General features: G+C 65.8%; 14 protein-coding genes. 9 read left to right on the top strand and 5 right to left on the bottom strand.

Annotated elements, in window-relative coordinates; all coding sequences use genetic code 11:
• From bchL to bchF, 5 genes are all read right to left on the bottom strand, one after another.
• Positions 1-859, bottom strand: an 859-nt coding sequence (bchL, locus tag GSQ76_RS15895; RefSeq protein WP_158745000.1) for a ferredoxin:protochlorophyllide reductase (ATP-dependent) iron-sulfur ATP-binding protein, incomplete at its 3' end; no start/stop codon positions are given.
• Positions 856-4449: a magnesium chelatase subunit H gene (locus GSQ76_RS15890; protein ID WP_158744998.1), complete on the bottom strand. Its 3594-nt coding sequence runs from the start codon at positions 4447-4449 to the stop codon at positions 856-858. The genes bchL and GSQ76_RS15890, both read right to left, overlap by 4 nt.
• Complete coding sequence (bchB, locus tag GSQ76_RS15885; RefSeq protein ID WP_158744996.1) at positions 4424-5959, bottom strand: ferredoxin:protochlorophyllide reductase (ATP-dependent) subunit B; 1536 nt, start codon at positions 5957-5959, stop codon at positions 4424-4426. The genes GSQ76_RS15890 and bchB overlap by 26 nt, the downstream gene beginning before the upstream one ends.
• A gap of 4 nt (positions 5960-5963) precedes the next feature.
• A complete protein-coding gene (locus GSQ76_RS15880; protein WP_158744994.1) occupies positions 5964-7235 on the bottom strand; it encodes a ferredoxin:protochlorophyllide reductase (ATP-dependent) subunit N in 1272 nt (423 codons plus the stop codon).
• On the bottom strand, positions 7232-7834 hold the full coding sequence (gene bchF, locus GSQ76_RS15875; RefSeq protein WP_408836736.1) for a 2-vinyl bacteriochlorophyllide hydratase: 603 nt from the start codon (positions 7832-7834) through the stop codon (positions 7232-7234). Before bchF ends, GSQ76_RS15880 begins: the two co-directional genes overlap by 4 nt.
• 241 nt (positions 7835-8075) lie before the next feature.
• Between bchF and GSQ76_RS15870 the strand changes: the two genes are divergently transcribed.
• The 9 genes from GSQ76_RS15870 to GSQ76_RS15830 form a co-directional block, all read left to right on the top strand.
• Entirely contained in the window at positions 8076-8957 is an 882-nt protein-coding gene (locus GSQ76_RS15870; RefSeq protein ID WP_158744990.1) for a B12-binding domain-containing protein, read from the top strand.
• A gap of 145 nt (positions 8958-9102) precedes the next feature.
• Positions 9103-10542 (top strand): transcriptional regulator PpsR, encoded by a 1440-nt coding sequence (gene ppsR / locus GSQ76_RS15865; RefSeq protein ID WP_158744988.1) that lies wholly within the window; start codon positions 9103-9105, stop codon positions 10540-10542.
• Positions 10542-11450 carry a chlorophyll synthase ChlG gene (chlG, locus tag GSQ76_RS15860; protein WP_158744987.1) on the top strand — a complete coding sequence of 303 codons (909 nt, stop codon included), beginning with the start codon at positions 10542-10544 and terminating at the stop codon, positions 11448-11450. The genes ppsR and chlG overlap by 1 nt, the downstream gene beginning before the upstream one ends.
• Positions 11447-12766 (top strand): BCD family MFS transporter, encoded by a 1320-nt coding sequence (locus tag GSQ76_RS15855; RefSeq protein ID WP_158744986.1) that lies wholly within the window; start codon positions 11447-11449, stop codon positions 12764-12766. Before chlG ends, GSQ76_RS15855 begins: the two co-directional genes overlap by 4 nt.
• An 11-nt stretch (positions 12767-12777) precedes the next feature.
• Positions 12778-13965: a geranylgeranyl diphosphate reductase gene (locus GSQ76_RS15850; RefSeq protein ID WP_408836727.1), complete on the top strand. Its 1188-nt coding sequence runs from the start codon at positions 12778-12780 to the stop codon at positions 13963-13965.
• Complete coding sequence (locus GSQ76_RS15845) at positions 13962-14444, top strand: TspO/MBR family protein (protein WP_158744983.1); 483 nt, start codon at positions 13962-13964, stop codon at positions 14442-14444. Before GSQ76_RS15850 ends, GSQ76_RS15845 begins: the two co-directional genes overlap by 4 nt.
• A 66-nt stretch (positions 14445-14510) precedes the next feature.
• Positions 14511-15536: a hydroxymethylbilane synthase gene (hemC, locus tag GSQ76_RS15840; RefSeq protein ID WP_254070440.1), complete on the top strand. Its 1026-nt coding sequence runs from the start codon at positions 14511-14513 to the stop codon at positions 15534-15536.
• Positions 15537-15647: 111 nt separating this feature from the next.
• A complete protein-coding gene (locus GSQ76_RS15835) occupies positions 15648-16565 on the top strand; it encodes an alpha/beta fold hydrolase (protein WP_158744979.1) in 918 nt (305 codons plus the stop codon).
• 14 nt (positions 16566-16579) lie between these two features.
• Positions 16580-17256: heme ABC transporter permease (locus GSQ76_RS15830; RefSeq protein WP_158744978.1), on the top strand; the 677-nt coding region annotated here is incomplete at its 3' end.

The raw sequence follows: 17256 nt of genomic DNA, 5'->3' as shown, positions 1-17256 counted from the left end.
GGCCGGTCAATGGCTCGGTCCCGGCCCAGAGCGCCGCGGCGAGGCGGAGGTATTCGAGCTTGACCGCCTCCAGTTCCGGCGATGATTCCATCTCGAACAAGGTGGATTTCTTCAGGCGGGAGCGGCGGATCACGTCCAGATCCGGGAAATGCGCCAGGGTGCTCAGCCCGGTGGCGTTGTTGTAGCGGTCCACCTGGTCCGTTGCCGCGCTGCGATTGGCGATGACGCCGCCCAGGCGGACGTTGTAGTTCTTCGCCTTCGCCTGGATGGCGGCGACGATGCGGTTCATGGCGAAGATGCTGTCGAAGTCGTTTGCGGTGACGATCAGCGCCCGGTCGGCATGTTGCAGCGGGGCCGCGAAGCCGCCGCACACCACATCCCCCAATACGTCGAAGATCACCACGTCGGTTTCTTCCAGCAGGTGATGCTCCTTCAGCAGCTTCACCGTCTGGCCCACCACGTAGCCGCCGCAGCCCGTGCCGGCCGGCGGTCCGCCCGCCTCCACGCACATCACGCCGTTAAAGCCCGGGTAGACGAAGTCCTCGACCCGCAACTCCTCCGAGTGGAAGTTCACCGTCTCCAACACATCGATGACGGTCGGCAGCAATTGCTTGGTGAGCGTGAAAGTGGAGTCGTGCTTCGGGTCGCAGCCGATCTGCAGCACGCGCTTGCCGAGCTTGCTGAACGCGACCGACAGGTTGGAGGAGGTGGTGCTTTTGCCGATACCGCCCTTGCCGTAGACGGCGAAGACTTTGGCCGTGCCTATTTTGACGGCCGGGTCCATTTGAACCTGGACGCTGCCCTCGCCATCGCCGCGGACCGTCCGCCGGATAGGGTAGGGTAGGGTTCCGACTGTCATGCCGCAATCTCCACTTGGATGCCCTCAAGCCGGTCTTCGAGGTCCTCGCCCGCCCGCCGGAGCGCGTTCAGCGTCGCCGCATCCGGGCTCCAGTAATTGCGATCGGTCGCCTCGATCAGGCGGTTGACGATCTTGGACGATGCCTTGGGGTTCAGCGCGGCGAGGCGATCACGCATCGCCGGGTCAAGGACGTAGGTTTCGGCCAATTGCTGGTAGATCCAGGGCGCCACCTCCCCGGTCGTGGCAGACCAGCCCAGCGTGTTGGTGACATGCGCATCGATCTCGCGCACGCCCTCGTAGCCATGCTTCAGCAGGGCCTCGTACCATTTCGGGTTCAGCGCCCGGGTGCGGGTTTCCAGCGAAACCTGCTCGGACAGGGTGCGCACGGTACCGTCCCCCCGCGTCTGGTCGCCGATATAGACGCTGGCGGATCGGCCACCGCGGGCCCGGCGCACTGCCCGGGTGATACCGCCCAACGTATCGAAATAATGGTCGACGGTGGTCACGCCCAGCTCCACAGAGTCGAGGTTCTGATAGGTGATGTCCACGCTCGCCAGCACATGGTCGAGGATGGCTGGCCGACGCTCCGGCCGGCCGGACGCCCCGTAGGCGAAGCCTTTGCGGGCGATGTAGGCCTCTGCCAGCTCGTCCTCGTCATTCCACATGCCGGAGCCAACGAGCGAGTTGACGTTGCTGCCATAGGCGCCATCCGCATTGCCGAACACGCGCAGCGCCGCGTCTTCCATGGTGCCACCGTGTTCGGCCAGGAAGGCCAGGGCGTGCTTGCGGACGAAGTTCTTGTCCGCGGGTTCGTCGGCCGACGCGGCCAGGAGGGCTGCCTCCGCCAACAGCTTGGTTTGCAAGGGCAACAGGTCGCGGAAGATCCCGGACAGGGTGACCACGACGTCCACGCGGGGGCGGCCCAGCGCGATCAGCGGCATCAGCGCGGCGCCGCAGAGCCGGCCGTAGCTGTCGAAGCGCGGGGTGGCGCCCATCAGCCATAGGGCCTGGGCGATCGGGCCGCCCTCGGTCTTCAGATTGTCGGTGCCCCACAGCACCATGGCGACCGTCTCCGGCACGCCGTTGCCGTCGGCGGCATGGCGGGCCAGCAGCCGGTCGGCCTGTTTGGCGCCATCCTGCACGGCGAAGGCGCTGGGCAGGCGGAACGGATCGAAGCCATGCAGGTTACGCCCGGTCGGCAGCACGTCCGTCGTGCGCAGCAGGTCACCGCCAGGCGCCGGGCGGATGTAGCCGCCGTCCAGCGCGTGAATGACGGCAGGAATTTCGGAATCGGTGGCCAGCAACAGGTCGAGCCGGGCGCGTTCCGCCGGGTCCGTGACACGCGCGGCATCCAGCATTTCGGCGCGTTCGTCGCTACTGGGGGGCAGGCCGATCACGTGCAAACCGTGCGGGATGAGCGAATACTCCAACTCCAGCAGGGCGGCGCCCAGGCGATCGACCTCGGCCTCCGGATCGTCCCACGCCGGGTCCGGCCGGGCGAGTTCCACCGCGGCGGCCTGGGCTTGCAACAGGTCCGCGAACTCGGCGCGGTTGGCGTCCGGCTCCATGCTGCGCCACCGGTCCAGGCTGGCCTTCAGGTCCAGCAGGCCACGATACAGCCCGGCATGCGCCACGGGCGGGGTGAGGTAGCTGAGCAGCACCGCATTCGCCCGGCGCTTGGCGATCATCCCCTCGGACGGATTGTTGGACGCGTAGAGGTTGAAGTTGGGCAGGTTGCCGATCAGGCGGTCCGGCCAGCATTCGGCGGACAGGCCCGCCTGCTTGCCGGGCATGAACTCCAGCGCCCCATGGGTGCCGAAATGCAGCACGGCGTGGGCGCGAAAATCCTGCTGGATCCAGCGATAGAACGCCGTGAACGCGTGGGTGGGCGCAAAGCCGCTTTCGAACAGCAGCCGCATCGGGTCGCCCTCGTATCCAAACGCGGGTTGCAGCCCGACGAACACATTGCCGAACTGGCCGCCCAGGATGAACAGCGACGCGCCATCCGTCTGGGCACGGCCCGGCGCCGGTCCCCAGCTTCGCTCGATCTCGCCCAGCCATCGCTGGTTGCGCACATGGTGCTCCGTGGACACCCTGGCGGCCACGTTGGCGTCGGTCCCGAAGCGTTCGGCGTTGCCGGCAAGCAAGCAGTCGCGCAGGGCGTCCACGGTGGCCGGGACCTCGACCGTATACCCGGCGTCGCGCATCGCGGTCAGCGTGTTGTGCAACGAGGCAAAGACGGCCAGGTAGGCGGCGGTGCCGGCCGCGCCTGCATTGGGCGGGAAATTGAACAACACCACGGCGACCCGCCGGTCGCGCCGCGCCGTGCGCCGCATGTCGACCAGCGCTGCCACCCGCGCCGCCAGGGCGGACGCGCGCTCGGTATGCGACACCATGTCGCGCCGGTTTGGGCCGTGCGCCTCGCCGGAGCGTCCTCCGAAGGTCATCGGGCACATGCCGCCGTCCAACTCCGGCAGCGCCACCATCATCGTGGCCTCGACCGGCAGCAGGCCGCGCGGGTCGGCCTGCCACTGCTCCATGGTCTGGAATTCGAGGGGATGGGCGGTGACGTAGGGGACGTCCAACCTGGCCAGCAGGTCCTCGGCAGCGCGGCTGTCGTTGTAGGCGGGGCCGCCGACCAGGGAGAACCCGGTGAGCGACACCACCGCATCCACGGTGGCGACCCCGTCGCGCATGAAATAGGCCTGGATCGCCGCACGGGCGTCCAGGCCGCTGGCGAAGGCGGGGATGACGCGCAATCCCGTGGCCTCCAGCGCCGCGATGGCGCCGTCATAATGCGCGGCATTGCCGGAGATGGGGTAGGAGCGCAGCAGCACGATGCCCACCGTGCCGCGCGTGCCGGCCTTCGGAAGGGCGGCCAGCGTTTCGGTGATGCGGCCTGGAACCGCCGGGTGATACAGGCCGACATCGGGGTAGACCACAGGCTCGCCGACAGTCAGCGCGGTGGCCGGGCGGCGGTCGGCGCTGGCGTAGCGATCCACCAGCATGCGGACCAGGTTGGCCAGGTTTTCGTCCGACCCGGCCAGCCAATATTGCAGCCCCAGGAAATAGGTGCGGACGTCCTGGGCGGGCCCCGGGATGTAGCGCATCAGCTTGGGCAGGCGCCGCAGCATGCGCATCTGCGCTTTCCCGCTGCTCGGCGCGCCCTCGCGACCCTTGCCGCCCCGCAGTTTCTTCAGCAGCGCCATCATGCCGCTGGCCGGCTTGGCCATGTCGAACCGGCCGACCCGGGTCAGCCGGGTAATCTCGCCGCCGGACATGCAGCACAGCATCGCGTCGCACTGGTCCCGCCGGGCGGCCAAGGCCGGCTGGATGGCGCGGATGTGGTCCTCCAGGAACAGCATCGTGGCGATGACGATGTCGCCGCGGGCGATGTCGGCGTGGCAGTCGGCGAGCGCCTCCGGATCACCGCCCCACTCGTCGGCCGCGTGGATGCTCAATACCAGCCCAGGGATCTCACTGCGCAAACGGGTCTCGGCGCGGGCGACGGCGCTGGACAGATGGCTGTCCATGGTGACGATCACGACCCGCACCGGGCCTGCCTCAGCGGCCGAAATGGGCTTTGGCATCGTAGAGCGTCTCCACCGTTATGGTCGCCAAGCCGCGTTCCTGTGCAAATCGTTCTGTGTTCCGCTTGGCCTTTCCGCGGACGAAGAACGGGATTTTGCCGATCTCCTTCTCCGCGTCGGCCGCCCAGCGGATCGGGCCGGAGACGATCGGCGCCGGCTCCGGCCGCACCGCCGCATGACCGAGATGGCTTGGTGCGGCCTCGGCGTGAAACTCCGCATCCTCGCGGAACATGCCCAGCAGGTGTTCCTCCAGCCCCATCATCAGCGGGTGGACCCAGCTGTCGAACAGGACGTTGGCGCCCTCGAAGCCCATTTGCGGTGAATAGCGGGCGGGGAAGTCCTGCACGTGCACGGGTGCGGAAATGACGGCGCAGGCGACGCCGAGCCGCTTGGCGATGTGACGCTCCATCTGCGTGCCCAGCACCAGTTCCGGCTGTGCCGCAGTCACGGCGGCCTCGATCGCCAGGTAGTCGTCGGAGATCACCGCCTCCACGCCATGTCGCTTCGCGGCGTCCCGGACCTCGCGGGCGAATTCCCGGCTATAGGTCCCAAGGCCGACGATGGTGAAACCAAATTCCTCCGCGGCCACGCGGGCGGCGGCGATGGCGTGGGTTGCGTCGCCGAAAACGAAGACGCGCTTGCCCGTCAGATAGTTGGAGTCGACGGAACGCGAGTACCACGGCAGGTTGGACGGTGCGGCTGCCAGCGCGGCGGTCGGATCGACCTGCGCCAAGGCGGCGCATTCGGCGATGAACTCGCGTGTGGCGCCGACGCCGATCGGCACGATGCGGGTCGATGTCTGGCCGAAACTGCGCGCCAGCCACGCCGCCGCCTGCCCACCAACTTCGGGATAGAGCAGGACGTTGAAGTCGGCTTCTCCCAACCTTGCCAGATCCGCCGGACTGGCGCCGAGCGGCGCCACCACGCAGACGTCGATCCCGAGGCGGCCGAGCAGCGCGGTGATTTCGGTCACGTCGTCACGGTGGCGAAACCCGAGCGCCGACGGGCCAAGGATATTGCAGCACGGGCGCGCATTCGGCCGCCGGGCCGAACCTGGCGGCGGCACGGCTGGCCCGGCGAAGGCGCGGACCATTTGGTAGAAGGTTTCGGCCGCGCCCCAATTCTCCTTCTTCTGGTAGGATGGCAGGTCCAGCGCGACGACGGGGATCGGCAGGTTCAACGCGCGGGCCAGGCCACCGGGGTCGTCCTGGATCAACTCCGCGGTGCAGGAGGCGCCGACCATGAGCGCCTGCGGCTTGAACCGGTCGTAGGCGTCGCGCGCTGCCGTCTTGAACAGTTCCGCCGTGTCACTGCCGAGGTCGCGCGCCTGGAAGGTCGTGTAGGTGACGGGCGGGCGTTTCGGCAGCCGCTCGATCATCGTGAACAGCAGGTCGGCATAGGTGTCGCCCTGCGGCGCGTGCAGCACGTAGTGGACGTCCCGCATCGCCGTGGCGACGCGCATGGCGCCCACATGCGGTGGCCCCTCATAGGTCCAAAGCGTGAGTTGCATCGCCCTAGACCCTCAGCCGGGTGCGGCGCACCAGCGGCCGCGCAAAGAGTTCAGCGAGATCGGCGGCCTGGTCGTAGCCCTGGATCGGGGTGAACAGCAGTTCGATCGACCATTTGGTCGTGATGCCCTCGGCCTCCAGCGGATTGGCAAGGCCTAGCCCGCACACGACGATGTCCGGCATGGCGGCGCGGCAGCGATCCAATTGAAGGTCGACATCCTGCCCTTCGCTCAGGGCGGTATCGGACGGCAGCAAAGCGAGTTCGGGCGCCATGTGCTGGCGGTGCAGGAACGGGGTGCCAACCTCGATCAACCGCATGCCCATCTCCCTCGCGAGGAAACGGGCGATCGGGATCTCCAACTGGCTGTCCGGAAACAGGAATACGCTCTTGCCGGCCAGTTGCGGGCGATACCGGTCGAGCGCGTGCGCGGCGCGCGCACTGGCCGGCCCGGTGACCGACCCGAAGCGCGCGGCCGGGACATCCCACGCATCTGCGGCGGCGCGCAGCCAGGCCGTGGTGCCGTCGATCCCCAATGGAAACGGGGCCGCGATCCGGGTGGCGCCCCGGGCCTCCAGCGCACGGGCCGTGTCGGCCAGGAAGGGCTGCGCCAGCAGCAGCCGGGTGTTGGGGCCGACGGGGGGCAGGTCCAGCGCGTGGCGCGGCGGCAGGAAATACACCGGCCCGATGCCCATGCCATCCAGCAGGCGGCGCATCTGGTCCTCCACCACCTCCGCCAAGGCGCCGGCGATCAGCAGTGATGGGGGTGCGCCCGGCGCCGTGCGCGGCAGGATGGGCACCAGGGCCGCGAGGCAGGCATCTTCCCCCTGGGTGAAGGTCGTCTCGATCCCGCTGCCGCTGTAGTTGAGCACCCGGACGTCCGGTGCGTGGGTGCCGGACAGGCGCTCCGCCGCGCGGGACAGGTCCAGCTTGATGACCTCGGACGGGCATGATCCGACCAGGAAAAGCAGGCGGATTTCCGGCCGCCGGGCCAGCAGCTCGTCCACGACGCGATCCAGTTCGTCATTGGCGTCGGCCATTCCAGCCAGGTCGCGCTCGTCGATGATGGCGGTCGCAAAACGGGGTTCGGCGAAGATCATCACGCCGGCGGCCGATTGGATCAGGTGGGCACAGGTGCGGGAACCGACGACGAGGAAGAAGGCGTCCTGGATCTTGCGGTGCAGCCAGATGATCCCGGTCAATCCACAGAAGACTTCGCGCTGCCCGCGCTGGCGCAGGACGGGCGTCTCTGCACAGCCGGCGAGCGCCGCCTCGGTCATGCGGACACCCCCAGCCTGCTGCTTGCGGTGGGCCAGGTGGGCTGCTGTAGCCGTGCCATCCGCAGCTTCAGCACGAACTGCGCTGCATTGACGACATAGGACGCGTAGGCAGCCAGCGCGAGGAGCGCCAGGTGATGAGTGTCCAGCGCGCCTGAAATATACGCGGCGAGGTAGCCGGTGTGCAGCGCCAGCACCAGCATGCTGACCATGTCTTCCCAGAAGAATGCTGGGGCGAACAGGTAGCGCCCGAACACGTCCCGCTCCCAAATGGAACCGGTGATCATGATCAAATATAGGGCCATTGTCTTGACCACGACCGAGGCGATGGCCAGCGTTGCACCTTCTCCGGTGATGAGGAAGTGGACCACAAGCGCCGCACTCACCAAGAAGATCGCAAATTGTGCAGGTGCGAGTATTCCTTGAACCAAAGTCCATGGCGATGCATCCCGCCGCTTCCGCTCGTCCGGTGAATAAAGGGACGGTCTGCTGGACGATCGAAGAGAACGACGCTGATTGTTGCCATTGTGGCCGACGATGCCGCCCCAGGGACAGCAGTCGAACTGGTCCAAGACGAAGCCGATTGCGGCACTGAACATAATCGCGTGGCCCTCCCTTTTTTGTTGCACTTACGACTGAGGGACGTCTTGCTTCGTCTTCGGAAATGCAGCGTTGGCGTGGACAAAACCTATCATTTGATCGAGGGCGAAAGGCCTTTCGGCTCTCCGCTCCCAATAAACGAAGGCTAAGGCGACAACGATAAAAGTGTCAAGCGATCCTGACGTAAATCTCGGTTGACAGAGATGGCGTCGGTAATCGATGCTCGGGGAAGGAAGAACACGCATGGGTTCCATGATCCAGCCAGCTACAGGCCAGGTGAGCCAAACGGAGCAGCAGCTTATTTCGTCACGCCGGAAGCGGGTGGCGGCGTCGACTGCGAACGAACGGTTGGTCGAGATCATGACGCAGACAGTCGAAATGGAGGTCATTCCGCGGCTGGTACGAGCCCTGCGTGGGGACGAAACGGCAGAACCACTATCGATCCGCTCGCCAAGCCTGGTTAGCGGTGAACACATCGCACAGTTGGTGTCGTTGGTTACGGCACGTGAGGAAGCAAAGGCTATCGCCTTCGTCGAATTCCTGCATGAGAGCGGAATCCCGGTCGAGATGCTTTACTTGGATCTACTCGCACCGACGGCCCGTCAACTCGGCCAAATGTGGACCGACGATGATTGTGATTTCACCGATGTAACGATTGGATTGTTTCTGCTACAGAACGCGCTGCGTGAATTGGGTGCGGCTTTCCAACAGGACCTTGCAACGGAAGCTTTGGCGCCACGCGCCCTGCTAGTGCCGTTGCCGGGTGAGCAACACACGTTCGGCCTGTCGATGGTATTCGACTTCTTCCGCCGGGCTGGTTGGAACGTGTGGAGCGGTCCGATCGCGTCGGATGCCGTATTGGCGGACATGGTGAGCAACGCCAGCTTCGATGTGGTCGGCTTTTCGCTGGCCTGTGACGAGCAGTTGGATGATGCGCGCCAGGTGATCCGCCTCGTGCGGAAACACTCACGCAATCCGGCCGTGGCGGTCATGGTCGGCGGCCCTGGCTTCGCCGCCAATCCAGCCCTGGCTGCCCTTGTTGGCGCTGATGGCACTGCAATCGATGGACAGCAGGCCGTCCAGCAGGCGAGAGCCCTCGTCAACCTAGCGACATCACGCCGATGACCTTAAAGGTGGAACCAATGGTCACGATTGCTATCCTTTATTGAGCCCGCTGCCCTTCGCCGGCAGCAAGCTGCGCGCGCAAAACACAAATAATAATAGTGAGCGGAGACCAGGTAACGACGTGAGTTTGGAGATTGGATCAGCTGTGAGAACATTTTTTTCACCCGGAACTTCCCTCGGAACGCTCGATGCGGCGTCGGCGGCAACGCTGATTGCCGCCGCATCGGACGTCACGCTGATCCTGAACGCGGATGGCACCATCTGCGACATGGCGTTCCGGAACGAGGAACTCTTCGCAGACCTCGTGGACAGCGCATCGTGGATGGGGCGCTCGCTTGTCAGTACCGTGGCAACCGATAGCCGGGCGAAGGTGACGGTGCTGCTGCGGGAGGCAACGACCAACGCGGAATCGCGCTGGCGCCATATCAACCACCTCGCCTCGGATGGCCGGTCCGTGCCGGTATTGTATTGCGGCGTTCAGGTTGGGCAAGATGGCCGCATCGTGTTGTTTGGCCGCGACCTTCGCGCGATGTCGCAACTGCAGCAACGGCTGATGAACGCGCAACAATCGCTGGAGCGCGATTATTCGCGCATGCGGGAAGTCGAAACCCGCTATCGGTTGCTGTTTCAGCTCTCGTCGGAGGCGGTGCTCATCGTCGACCCGGCCAAAGGGCGGGTCGTGGAGGCCAATCCGGCCGCGTGCAGCCTGTTCGGCGCCACGGCGGAAGAGATCATTGGCCAAGCTTTGCCGAGTATCTTCGATGGGGAAGGGCTGACGAACGTTCAGGCACACCTGTCGGCAGTGCGCGGTGGCAGCCAGGAAGAGGCCGTCAGCGCCCAATTGGGGCGTGGCAAGACAGGCGTGGATGTCAAGCAAGTGCGGGTCCGCGCCTCGCTATTCCGGCAGGAGAATCTCACCTTCTTCCTCGTGCGCCTCTCCGCCGTCCCAAGCGACTCGGTGGCACCGCTGCCAGACGTCAAGACCAAGCTCCTGAAGGCGGTGGAGAGTGCGCCGGACGGGTTCGTGGTCACCGACGATACCGGCAATATTCTGACCGCCAATGCGGCATTCCTCGAAATGGCGCAGCTGCCAAGCGAAAACGCCGCCGTGGGCGAGCCGCTGGACCGCTGGATCGGGCAGAGCGGTGTGGATTTGGACGTGCTCGTCAGCAACCTGCGCCAGCGAGGTACCGTCCGGTTCTTCTCCACGATCCTCCGGGCCGAGGACGGTGGAACCGTGCAGGTCGAGATTTCCGGTGTTTCCGTTCGCAATGGCGGTAGCCACACGTCGTTCGGATATGCGGTCCGCAATGTAGGCCCCCGTGTGCAATCGCCGGTCCGCACGACGAAGCAAATACCGCGGTCCGTCGAGCAACTCACGGAGTTGATCGGGCGCGTGGCGCTGAAGGATCTGGTGCGCGAGGCGACCGAGGTGATCGAGCGGCTGTCGATCGAGGCAGCGCTGGAATTGACCGGGGATAACCGTGCCTCTGCCGCGGAGATGCTCGGGCTGAGCCGGCAGAGCCTATACGTCAAGCTTCGCCGCTACGGCCTGGGCGACCTGGCGACGGCAGACGAGAGCTGATGGGCACATCCCAGTCCCTCGTCCGGTCGGTCGGTGCCTTGAACGGGTCGGCCGTGTTGGAGCTGCTGAAGCCGATCACTTGGTTTGCCCCGATGTGGGCCTTCGGCTGCGGCGTGGTGTCCGCCGGGCAGCCAGTTGGCAACCGCTGGCCGCTGGTGGTCGCCGGGATCGCCCTGGCAGGGCCGCTGGTGTGTGGCACCAGTCAGGCGGCGAATGACTGGTTCGACCGTCACGTCGACGCCATCAACGAGCCTGACCGGCCCATTCCATCCGGCCGGTTGCCTGGCCGAACCGGCCTGGCGATTGCCATCGCGTGGACGGCCGTATCTCTGCTGGTCGCGGCAGCGCTCGGCCGCTGGGCCTTTGGCGCCGCGGTCGTCGGCGTCGCCTTGGCGTGGGCATACAGCGCTCCACCGTTTCGGTTCAAAGCGAATGGCTGGTTGGGCAATACGGCCTGCGCGGCGTGTTACGAGGGTCTTCCCTGGTTCACCGGGGCGGCCATCATGGCAGGCCATTGGCCCGATGGCCGGATTACCCTGATGGCAGCGCTATACAGCCTCGGCGCGCACGGCATCATGACATTGAACGACTTCAAGTCGGTCGAGGGCGACCAGCAAATGGGCATCGACTCGCTGCCGGTGATGCTCGGCGTGCCGAACGCGGCGTTGTTGGCCTGCTGGGTCATGGCGGTGCCGCAGGCTGGCGTGGCCGTCTTGCTGGCGATGTGGGGCTTCCCCGGGCATGCCTTTTCCGTTCTGGCCCTCTTGCTGGTGCAGGTTGGATTGATGGTGCGTTTCCTGCGCCGACCTCGCCTGCTGGCGCCCTGGTATAACGGCACCGGAACGACGCTCTACGTCGCCGGAATGATGGTGGCGGCCTTCGCCGTAAGTGCGCTGGTGCCGGCATGAGACCATCCTTGGGCTGGGTAGGGATCGTGCGGCTCGGCCTGGTACAGGCTGCGCTCGGCTCCGTGACCGTGCTGACGATCTCCACGTTGAACCGTGTGATGGTGGTCGAGTGGTCGCTTCCGGCCTTGCTGCCCGGCGCGCTGGTGGCGCTGCATTACGCGATCCAGGCACTGCGACCGCGGCTGGGTCATGGCTCCGACATGGGCGGGCGGCGCACGCCCTGGATCATCGGCGGCATGGTGGCCCTGGCGACCGGCGGGCTGATCGCAGCGCTTGGGACGTCGATGATGGGGGCCTCTTTGCTGCCCGGACTGCTCGTTTCGGTGATTGGTTTCAGTCTGGTCGGGCTTGGTGTCGGGTCGGCTGGCACGTCGTTGCTCGTGCTGATGGCAGCGCGGGTCGCTGCGCGTCGCCGCGCGCCGGCGGCCACGATCCTGTGGCTCATGATGATTGCAGGGATCGCCGTCACGGCATGCTGTGCGGGCATGCTGCTGGATCCGTTCAGCCCCCGGCGCCTGGTGGGCTTCACCGCGGTCGTGGCATGTGCGGCCTTGGTGGTGAGTGTGCTGGCGGTCTGGCGGCTGGAGGGCAACGCCCCAACGATCCCGGTTGTGCGCCAGGACGGCGCCGGCTTTGTGGTGGCCATGCGTCAAGTTTGGGCCGAGCCGCAGGCGCGGCGGTTCGCGGCTTTCGTGTTCGTGTCCATGCTGGCCTACAGCGCGCAGGAAATGGTGCTGGAGCCCTTCGCTGGGGCGGTGTTCCGCATGACCCCGGGCGGAACCGCCGGGCTGACGGGGCTCTTCCACGCCGGCGTGTTGGGTGGAATGGCGGGCGTGGCACTCTGTTGCGCGATCGCCGGGGAGTTTCGCACCCGCGCGATGCGCGTTTGCACCGTGGGTGGCTGCGCTGCTTCCGCGCTCGGGTTGACCGGACTGGCCGGCGCGGCATTGGCGGGGCCAGCCTGGCCACTCCACACGACGGTCTTCCTGCTCGGCATCGCCAATGGCGCGTTCGCGGTGTCCGCCATCGGCGCCATGATGGGGCTGGCAAGCGCGGGGCGCGCATCCCGCGAGGGTGTTCGGGTCGGCCTGTGGGGGGCGGCGCAGGCCTTTGCGTTCGCGGCCGGAGGCCTGGCAGGCACGGGTTTGATCGACGCGACTTCCCTGATGATCGCCGGTCCCGCGGTCGCGTATGCCACCGTGTTCGGCGTTCAGGCGCTCGTGTTCGCTCTGGCTGCGCGGATGGCGTTGGGCGTGTTCCAGCCGCGCGACGATCGCGTCGGCGGACCAGCGCTCGCAGTCTCGCAGGCTGGCTAGGAGGAATGACCATGCCCGGCACGGATATCTTCGACGCGGTCGTCGTTGGCGGGGGTCCCTCCGGGGCGACCGCAGCGGCGGATCTGGCCCGGCGCGGCCGCCGGGTCCTGCTGCTGGATCGGGCGGGGCGGATCAAGCCGTGTGGCGGGGCGATCCCGCCTCGGTTGGTGCGGGATTTCGCGATCCCCGATCATTTGCTGGTGGCGCGGGCTCGCGGTGCCAGGATCGTTTCCCCGGCCGACAAGGTGGCCGACATGCCGATCGATGGTGGTTACGTCGGCATGGTCGACCGCGATGAGTTCGATGAGTGGCTGCGTGTTCGCGCACAGGATGCGGGGGCCGAGCGCTGCACCGGCACCTATGAGCGGATTTCGCACGATCCGGACGGCGCCACGGTGGTGCATTATACTCCCAAGGGCTCGACCGGGGAGCAGCTTGTGCGCACCCGGGTGGTCGTGGGTGCCGATGGCGCCCAGTCCAAAGTCGCCAAGCAGACCGTGCCCGGTGCCGAACGCATGCCCTACGTCTTCGCTTATCACGAGATCGTCCGTTCGCCGACGGACAATGCGGCGTTCGATGGCTCGCGTTGCGACGTCTATTACCAGGGCAAGCTGTCACCGGATTTCTATGCCTGGATCTTCCCGCACGGGGACACCATGAGCATCGGCACCGGGTCGGCTCGCAAGGGCTTTGGCCTCCGGCCGGCGATTGCGGCACTGCGCAAGACGGCAGGTTTGGACGCGTTGGAGACGCTGCGGCACGAGGGCGCCCCGATCCCCATGAAGCCACTGCGGAAATGGGATAATGGCCGCGATGTTGTGTTGGCCGGCGACGCGGCTGGCGTCGTGGCGCCAGCCTCTGGCGAGGGAATTTACTATGCCATGCTGGGCGGCCGCCTGGCCGCCGACGCGGTGGAGCAGCTTTGCGTGACAGGCGACGTACGGTCGCTCGCGCTGGCGCGAAAGCGGTTCATGAAGGCGCATGGCCGCGTGTTCTTCATCCTGGGGATCATGCAGCGGTTCTGGTACAGCAGCGACAAGCGACGTGAGAGCTTCGTCAAGATCTGCCGCGATCCGGACGTGCAGCGGCTGACCTGGGAAAGCTACATGAACAAGGAGCTTACCCGGCGCGACCCAATGGCGCATGTTCGGATCTTCCTAAAGGACATGGCGCATCTGATCGGGTTCGCGCGCGCATGACCCGGCGTTGGATCCCCGTTGCTACGGCGGCGGCGGCGGCCATAGTCGTGGCTGTGCTGGGGGCGTCGGCCACGGATATCTCCCCCTGGTATGTCGGATTACAGAAATCGCCGCTGACGCCGCCCGATTGGGCGTTTGGCCCAGCCTGGACGCTGATCTACGCGCTGACGGCGCTGAGCGGAGTTGTCGCCTGGCATGCCGCGAACCGGGTCGTAAGGCGGCGCATGCTGGTTCTGTTTGCAGTCAATGCTTTGCTGAACGTGGCGTGGAGCGAGTTCTTCTTCATGCTTCGGCGGCCGGATTGGGCGCTGATCGAGGTGGTTCCCTTCTGGCTGAGCATCCTGTTGCTGATCGTGTTGTTGCGGCCAGCCTCAGGCAAAGCGAGTTGGTTGCTGGCGCCATATCTGGTTTGGGTGGCGTTTGCGGGATGGCTCAACTTCGAAGTTGTCAGGCTGAATGGGCCATTCGGTCAGACCTAAGTATCTGAATATAATAACAACGGGATCGGTTTGGGGGACGGGACGATGGATTTGGCGATGGCTTCGATGGAGACTGGCGTTTGCCTCCGGTACAAAGCCGCACCGGAGCAGTCGAACCCGCATGTCCGGCCGCATCGCCCCAGCCTGCCGCTGCGGGTTGGCACTCGCGCTTCCCCGTTGGCGCTGGTGCAGACCCGGGCTTTCCTGAACACGCTGACGAAATTCTGCCCGGTTCTGCGTGGCATGGACGTGTTCCAGGAACATGCGATCCGCACCACGGGCGATGCGACGCAGGCATCCGGCCAACGTCTGGCGGATATTGGCGGGAAGGGGCTGTTCTCGAAGGAAATCCACGAGGCGTTGGAGGACGAGCGCATCGACTTTGCGGTCCACTCGCTAAAGGATTTGGAGACGTTCCTGTCGCCGGGCATCGTGCTGGCCTGCACATTGACGCGCGAAGATGCACGGGACGCTTTGATTTTGGGCCAGGATTGCGAGCCATCCGAGTCCGAAGACCCTTACGCCAGTTTGCCCTACGGTGCGGTCATCGGGTCCAGCTCGGTGCGTCGGCAAGCGCAATTGCTGCATGCCCGACCGGATTTGCGGGTGCAGACGATCCGCGGCAATGTGCATGGCCGGTTGGACAAGGTGAAGCGCGGTGACTACGCGGCCAGCCTGCTGGCACTGGCCGGCATGCGCCGGCTGGGGCTGGAGCACGAGGCATCGGTCGTCCTGGATACCGATGTGATGGTGCCCTCCGCATGCCAGGGGATCGTGGGCATCACGGTGCGGGCCAATGCGACGGAGTTGCGCGAGTTGCTGGCGGCGATCGAGGATCCCGTGGCAAAAGCCGTCTCCAACGCAGAGCGCTCGCTGTTGGCAGCGCTGGATGGCTCGTGTGCGACGCCGATCGGCGGATATGCTCGCCCACTGCCCGGACAGCGCTTGCAGCTGACCGGCCTGGTAGCCCGGGGCGACGGGAGTTTCCTCCTTCGCCGCAATATCGAGTGTTCGTTTGCGGACGCCACCCGCGCCGGAACGGAGTTAGGAGACAGCTTACGCATGGACAGCCCGGCGGACATTTTCCACTGACCCGGCAAGTCTATGACGATGCAGGGCCTCCCGCGCTCACCCGCTCTTGAGCGGCCTCACGCGCTGCCGCGGGTCAGGCGGCGAACCAGGCGGCGAAGTCGAGCGCAGCGCATGCTGATCGGGGCAATGGTGGTTCTGGCCGTCACCGTGCTCGCTGTGGGATCATGGCTGTATACGCCAGACGAATCCCGCGCGTCGTTGGAAGCCAAATATGCGGTGGCGCCGTCTGATTTCACAGATGTCCTCGGGGTTAGGTTTCACATACGCGACACTGGTCCACGGGATGCGCCGGCCGTTATCTTTCTCCATGGCTTCGGGTCTAGCCTGCAAACCTGGGATTCTTGGGCGCAGGGGCTGGATCGGGACCGCCGGGTCATTCGGTTCGATCTCCCGGGCTTTGGGCTGACCGGCGCCGATCCGTCGGGCGATTACAGCGATCCGCACAGCGTGGCCCTGCTCGTCGCATTGATGGATCGGCTGCAAGTGACCCGGGCCAGTGTGGTGGGCAACTCTATGGGCGGGCGGATCGCCTGGACCTTCGCGGCATCGCATCCAGAGAGGGTGGACAAGCTGGTGTTGATTTCGCCGGACGGATTCGCCAGCCCCGGGCTCGAGTACGGGGTTGCGCAGAGAGTGCCGTTGATGGTTCGCGCACTGCCCTATTTTCTTCCGAAGTCGATGCTGCGGGCCAGTCTTCTGGCGGCCTATAGCGACCCGGCCGTCATGACGGATGAATTGGCGACCCGCTATTACGACATGATGTTGGCGCCAGGCGTGCGCAGTGCGATCGTGACGAGGATGGCACAGCAGATACTCGTCCCACCGGAGCCGCTGCTACGCCAAATCAAGGCGCCAACCTTGCTGATGTGGGGTGATCGGGACGCGATGATTCCGCCCAGCAATGCCGCGGATTACTTGCGAGCACTGCCGAACGCAAGATTGGTAAGCCTGCCGCATATGGGACATTTGCCTCAGGAGGAGGCGCCACAAGCAACGCTCCCGGCGTTGCAGGCATTTCTGTCACAGTGACAGAAGGGGGAAGCTTGGACGCAACGACTCTCTCGGCCCTCCGCGCCAACCGGGGCCTGCATCGTTTTGCGAACCCCGGCCGGTTTCTGCGCCTGGCTGCGGCTGTGCAGCCCTGGCTGGCCTGGGGCGGCCTGCTGGTGACGGCGGCGGGGCTATATTGGGCCTTGTTCGTCTCACCGGCCGACTGGCAGCAGGGGGACGCTGTGCGCATCATGTATGTGCATGTTCCGGCCGCCTGGCTTGCGTCGTTGGGCTATTTGAGTTTGGCCGTCTGTTCCGCCGCCTCCATTATCTGGCGCCACCCGCTGGCGGATCTGGCTGCGGTGGAGATCGGTCCGGTGGGCGCCGGGTTTACCGCCATCTGCCTGGCAACGGGCAGCCTGTGGGGCAAGCCGATGTGGGGCGCCTGGTGGGTCTGGGATGCGCGGTTGACCTCGGTGCTGGTCTTGTTCTTCCTCTATCTCGGGCATATCGCGCTGGTGCGGGCGTTCGACGATCCGCAGCGTGGGTATCGGGCCGGGGCCATCCTGGCGCTTATCGGGGTGGTAAACCTGCCGATCATCAAATTCTCCGTCGATTGGTGGAACACGCTGCATCAGCCCGCCACCATTACCCTGACGGGGGCGCCGACAATGGCGCTGTCCATGCTGTGGCCGTTGCTGGTCTGCGCCGTGGGCTACACGCTGGTGTT

The organism is Acidisphaera sp. L21 (assembly GCF_009765685.1).
In the GTDB taxonomy this organism is placed as follows: Bacteria; Pseudomonadota; Alphaproteobacteria; order Acetobacterales; family Acetobacteraceae; genus LMUY01.
This window is presented reverse-complemented; position numbering and strand designations above follow the sequence as displayed.

Bases quoted from the DNA above. Each gene is read 5' to 3' on its own strand.
- GSQ76_RS15835 (WP_158744979.1), top strand. From the start codon at position 15,648: ATGCTGATCGGGGCAATGGTGGTTCTGGCCGTCACCGTGCTCGCTGTG.
- GSQ76_RS15850 (WP_408836727.1), top strand. From the start codon at position 12,778: ATGCCCGGCACGGATATCTTCGACGCGGTCGTCGTTGGCGGGGGTCCC.
- hemC (WP_254070440.1), top strand. From the start codon at position 14,511: ATGGAGACTGGCGTTTGCCTCCGGTACAAAGCCGCACCGGAGCAGTCG.
- GSQ76_RS15890 (WP_158744998.1), bottom strand. From the start codon at position 4,449: ATGCCAAAGCCCATTTCGGCCGCTGAGGCAGGCCCGGTGCGGGTCGTG.
- GSQ76_RS15855 (WP_158744986.1), top strand. From the start codon at position 11,447: ATGAGACCATCCTTGGGCTGGGTAGGGATCGTGCGGCTCGGCCTGGTA.
- bchB (WP_158744996.1), bottom strand. From the start codon at position 5,959: ATGCAACTCACGCTTTGGACCTATGAGGGGCCACCGCATGTGGGCGCC.
- GSQ76_RS15870 (WP_158744990.1), top strand. From the start codon at position 8,076: ATGGGTTCCATGATCCAGCCAGCTACAGGCCAGGTGAGCCAAACGGAG.
- chlG (WP_158744987.1), top strand. From the start codon at position 10,542: ATGGGCACATCCCAGTCCCTCGTCCGGTCGGTCGGTGCCTTGAACGGG.
- GSQ76_RS15845 (WP_158744983.1), top strand. From the start codon at position 13,962: ATGACCCGGCGTTGGATCCCCGTTGCTACGGCGGCGGCGGCGGCCATA.
- GSQ76_RS15880 (WP_158744994.1), bottom strand. From the start codon at position 7,235: ATGACCGAGGCGGCGCTCGCCGGCTGTGCAGAGACGCCCGTCCTGCGC.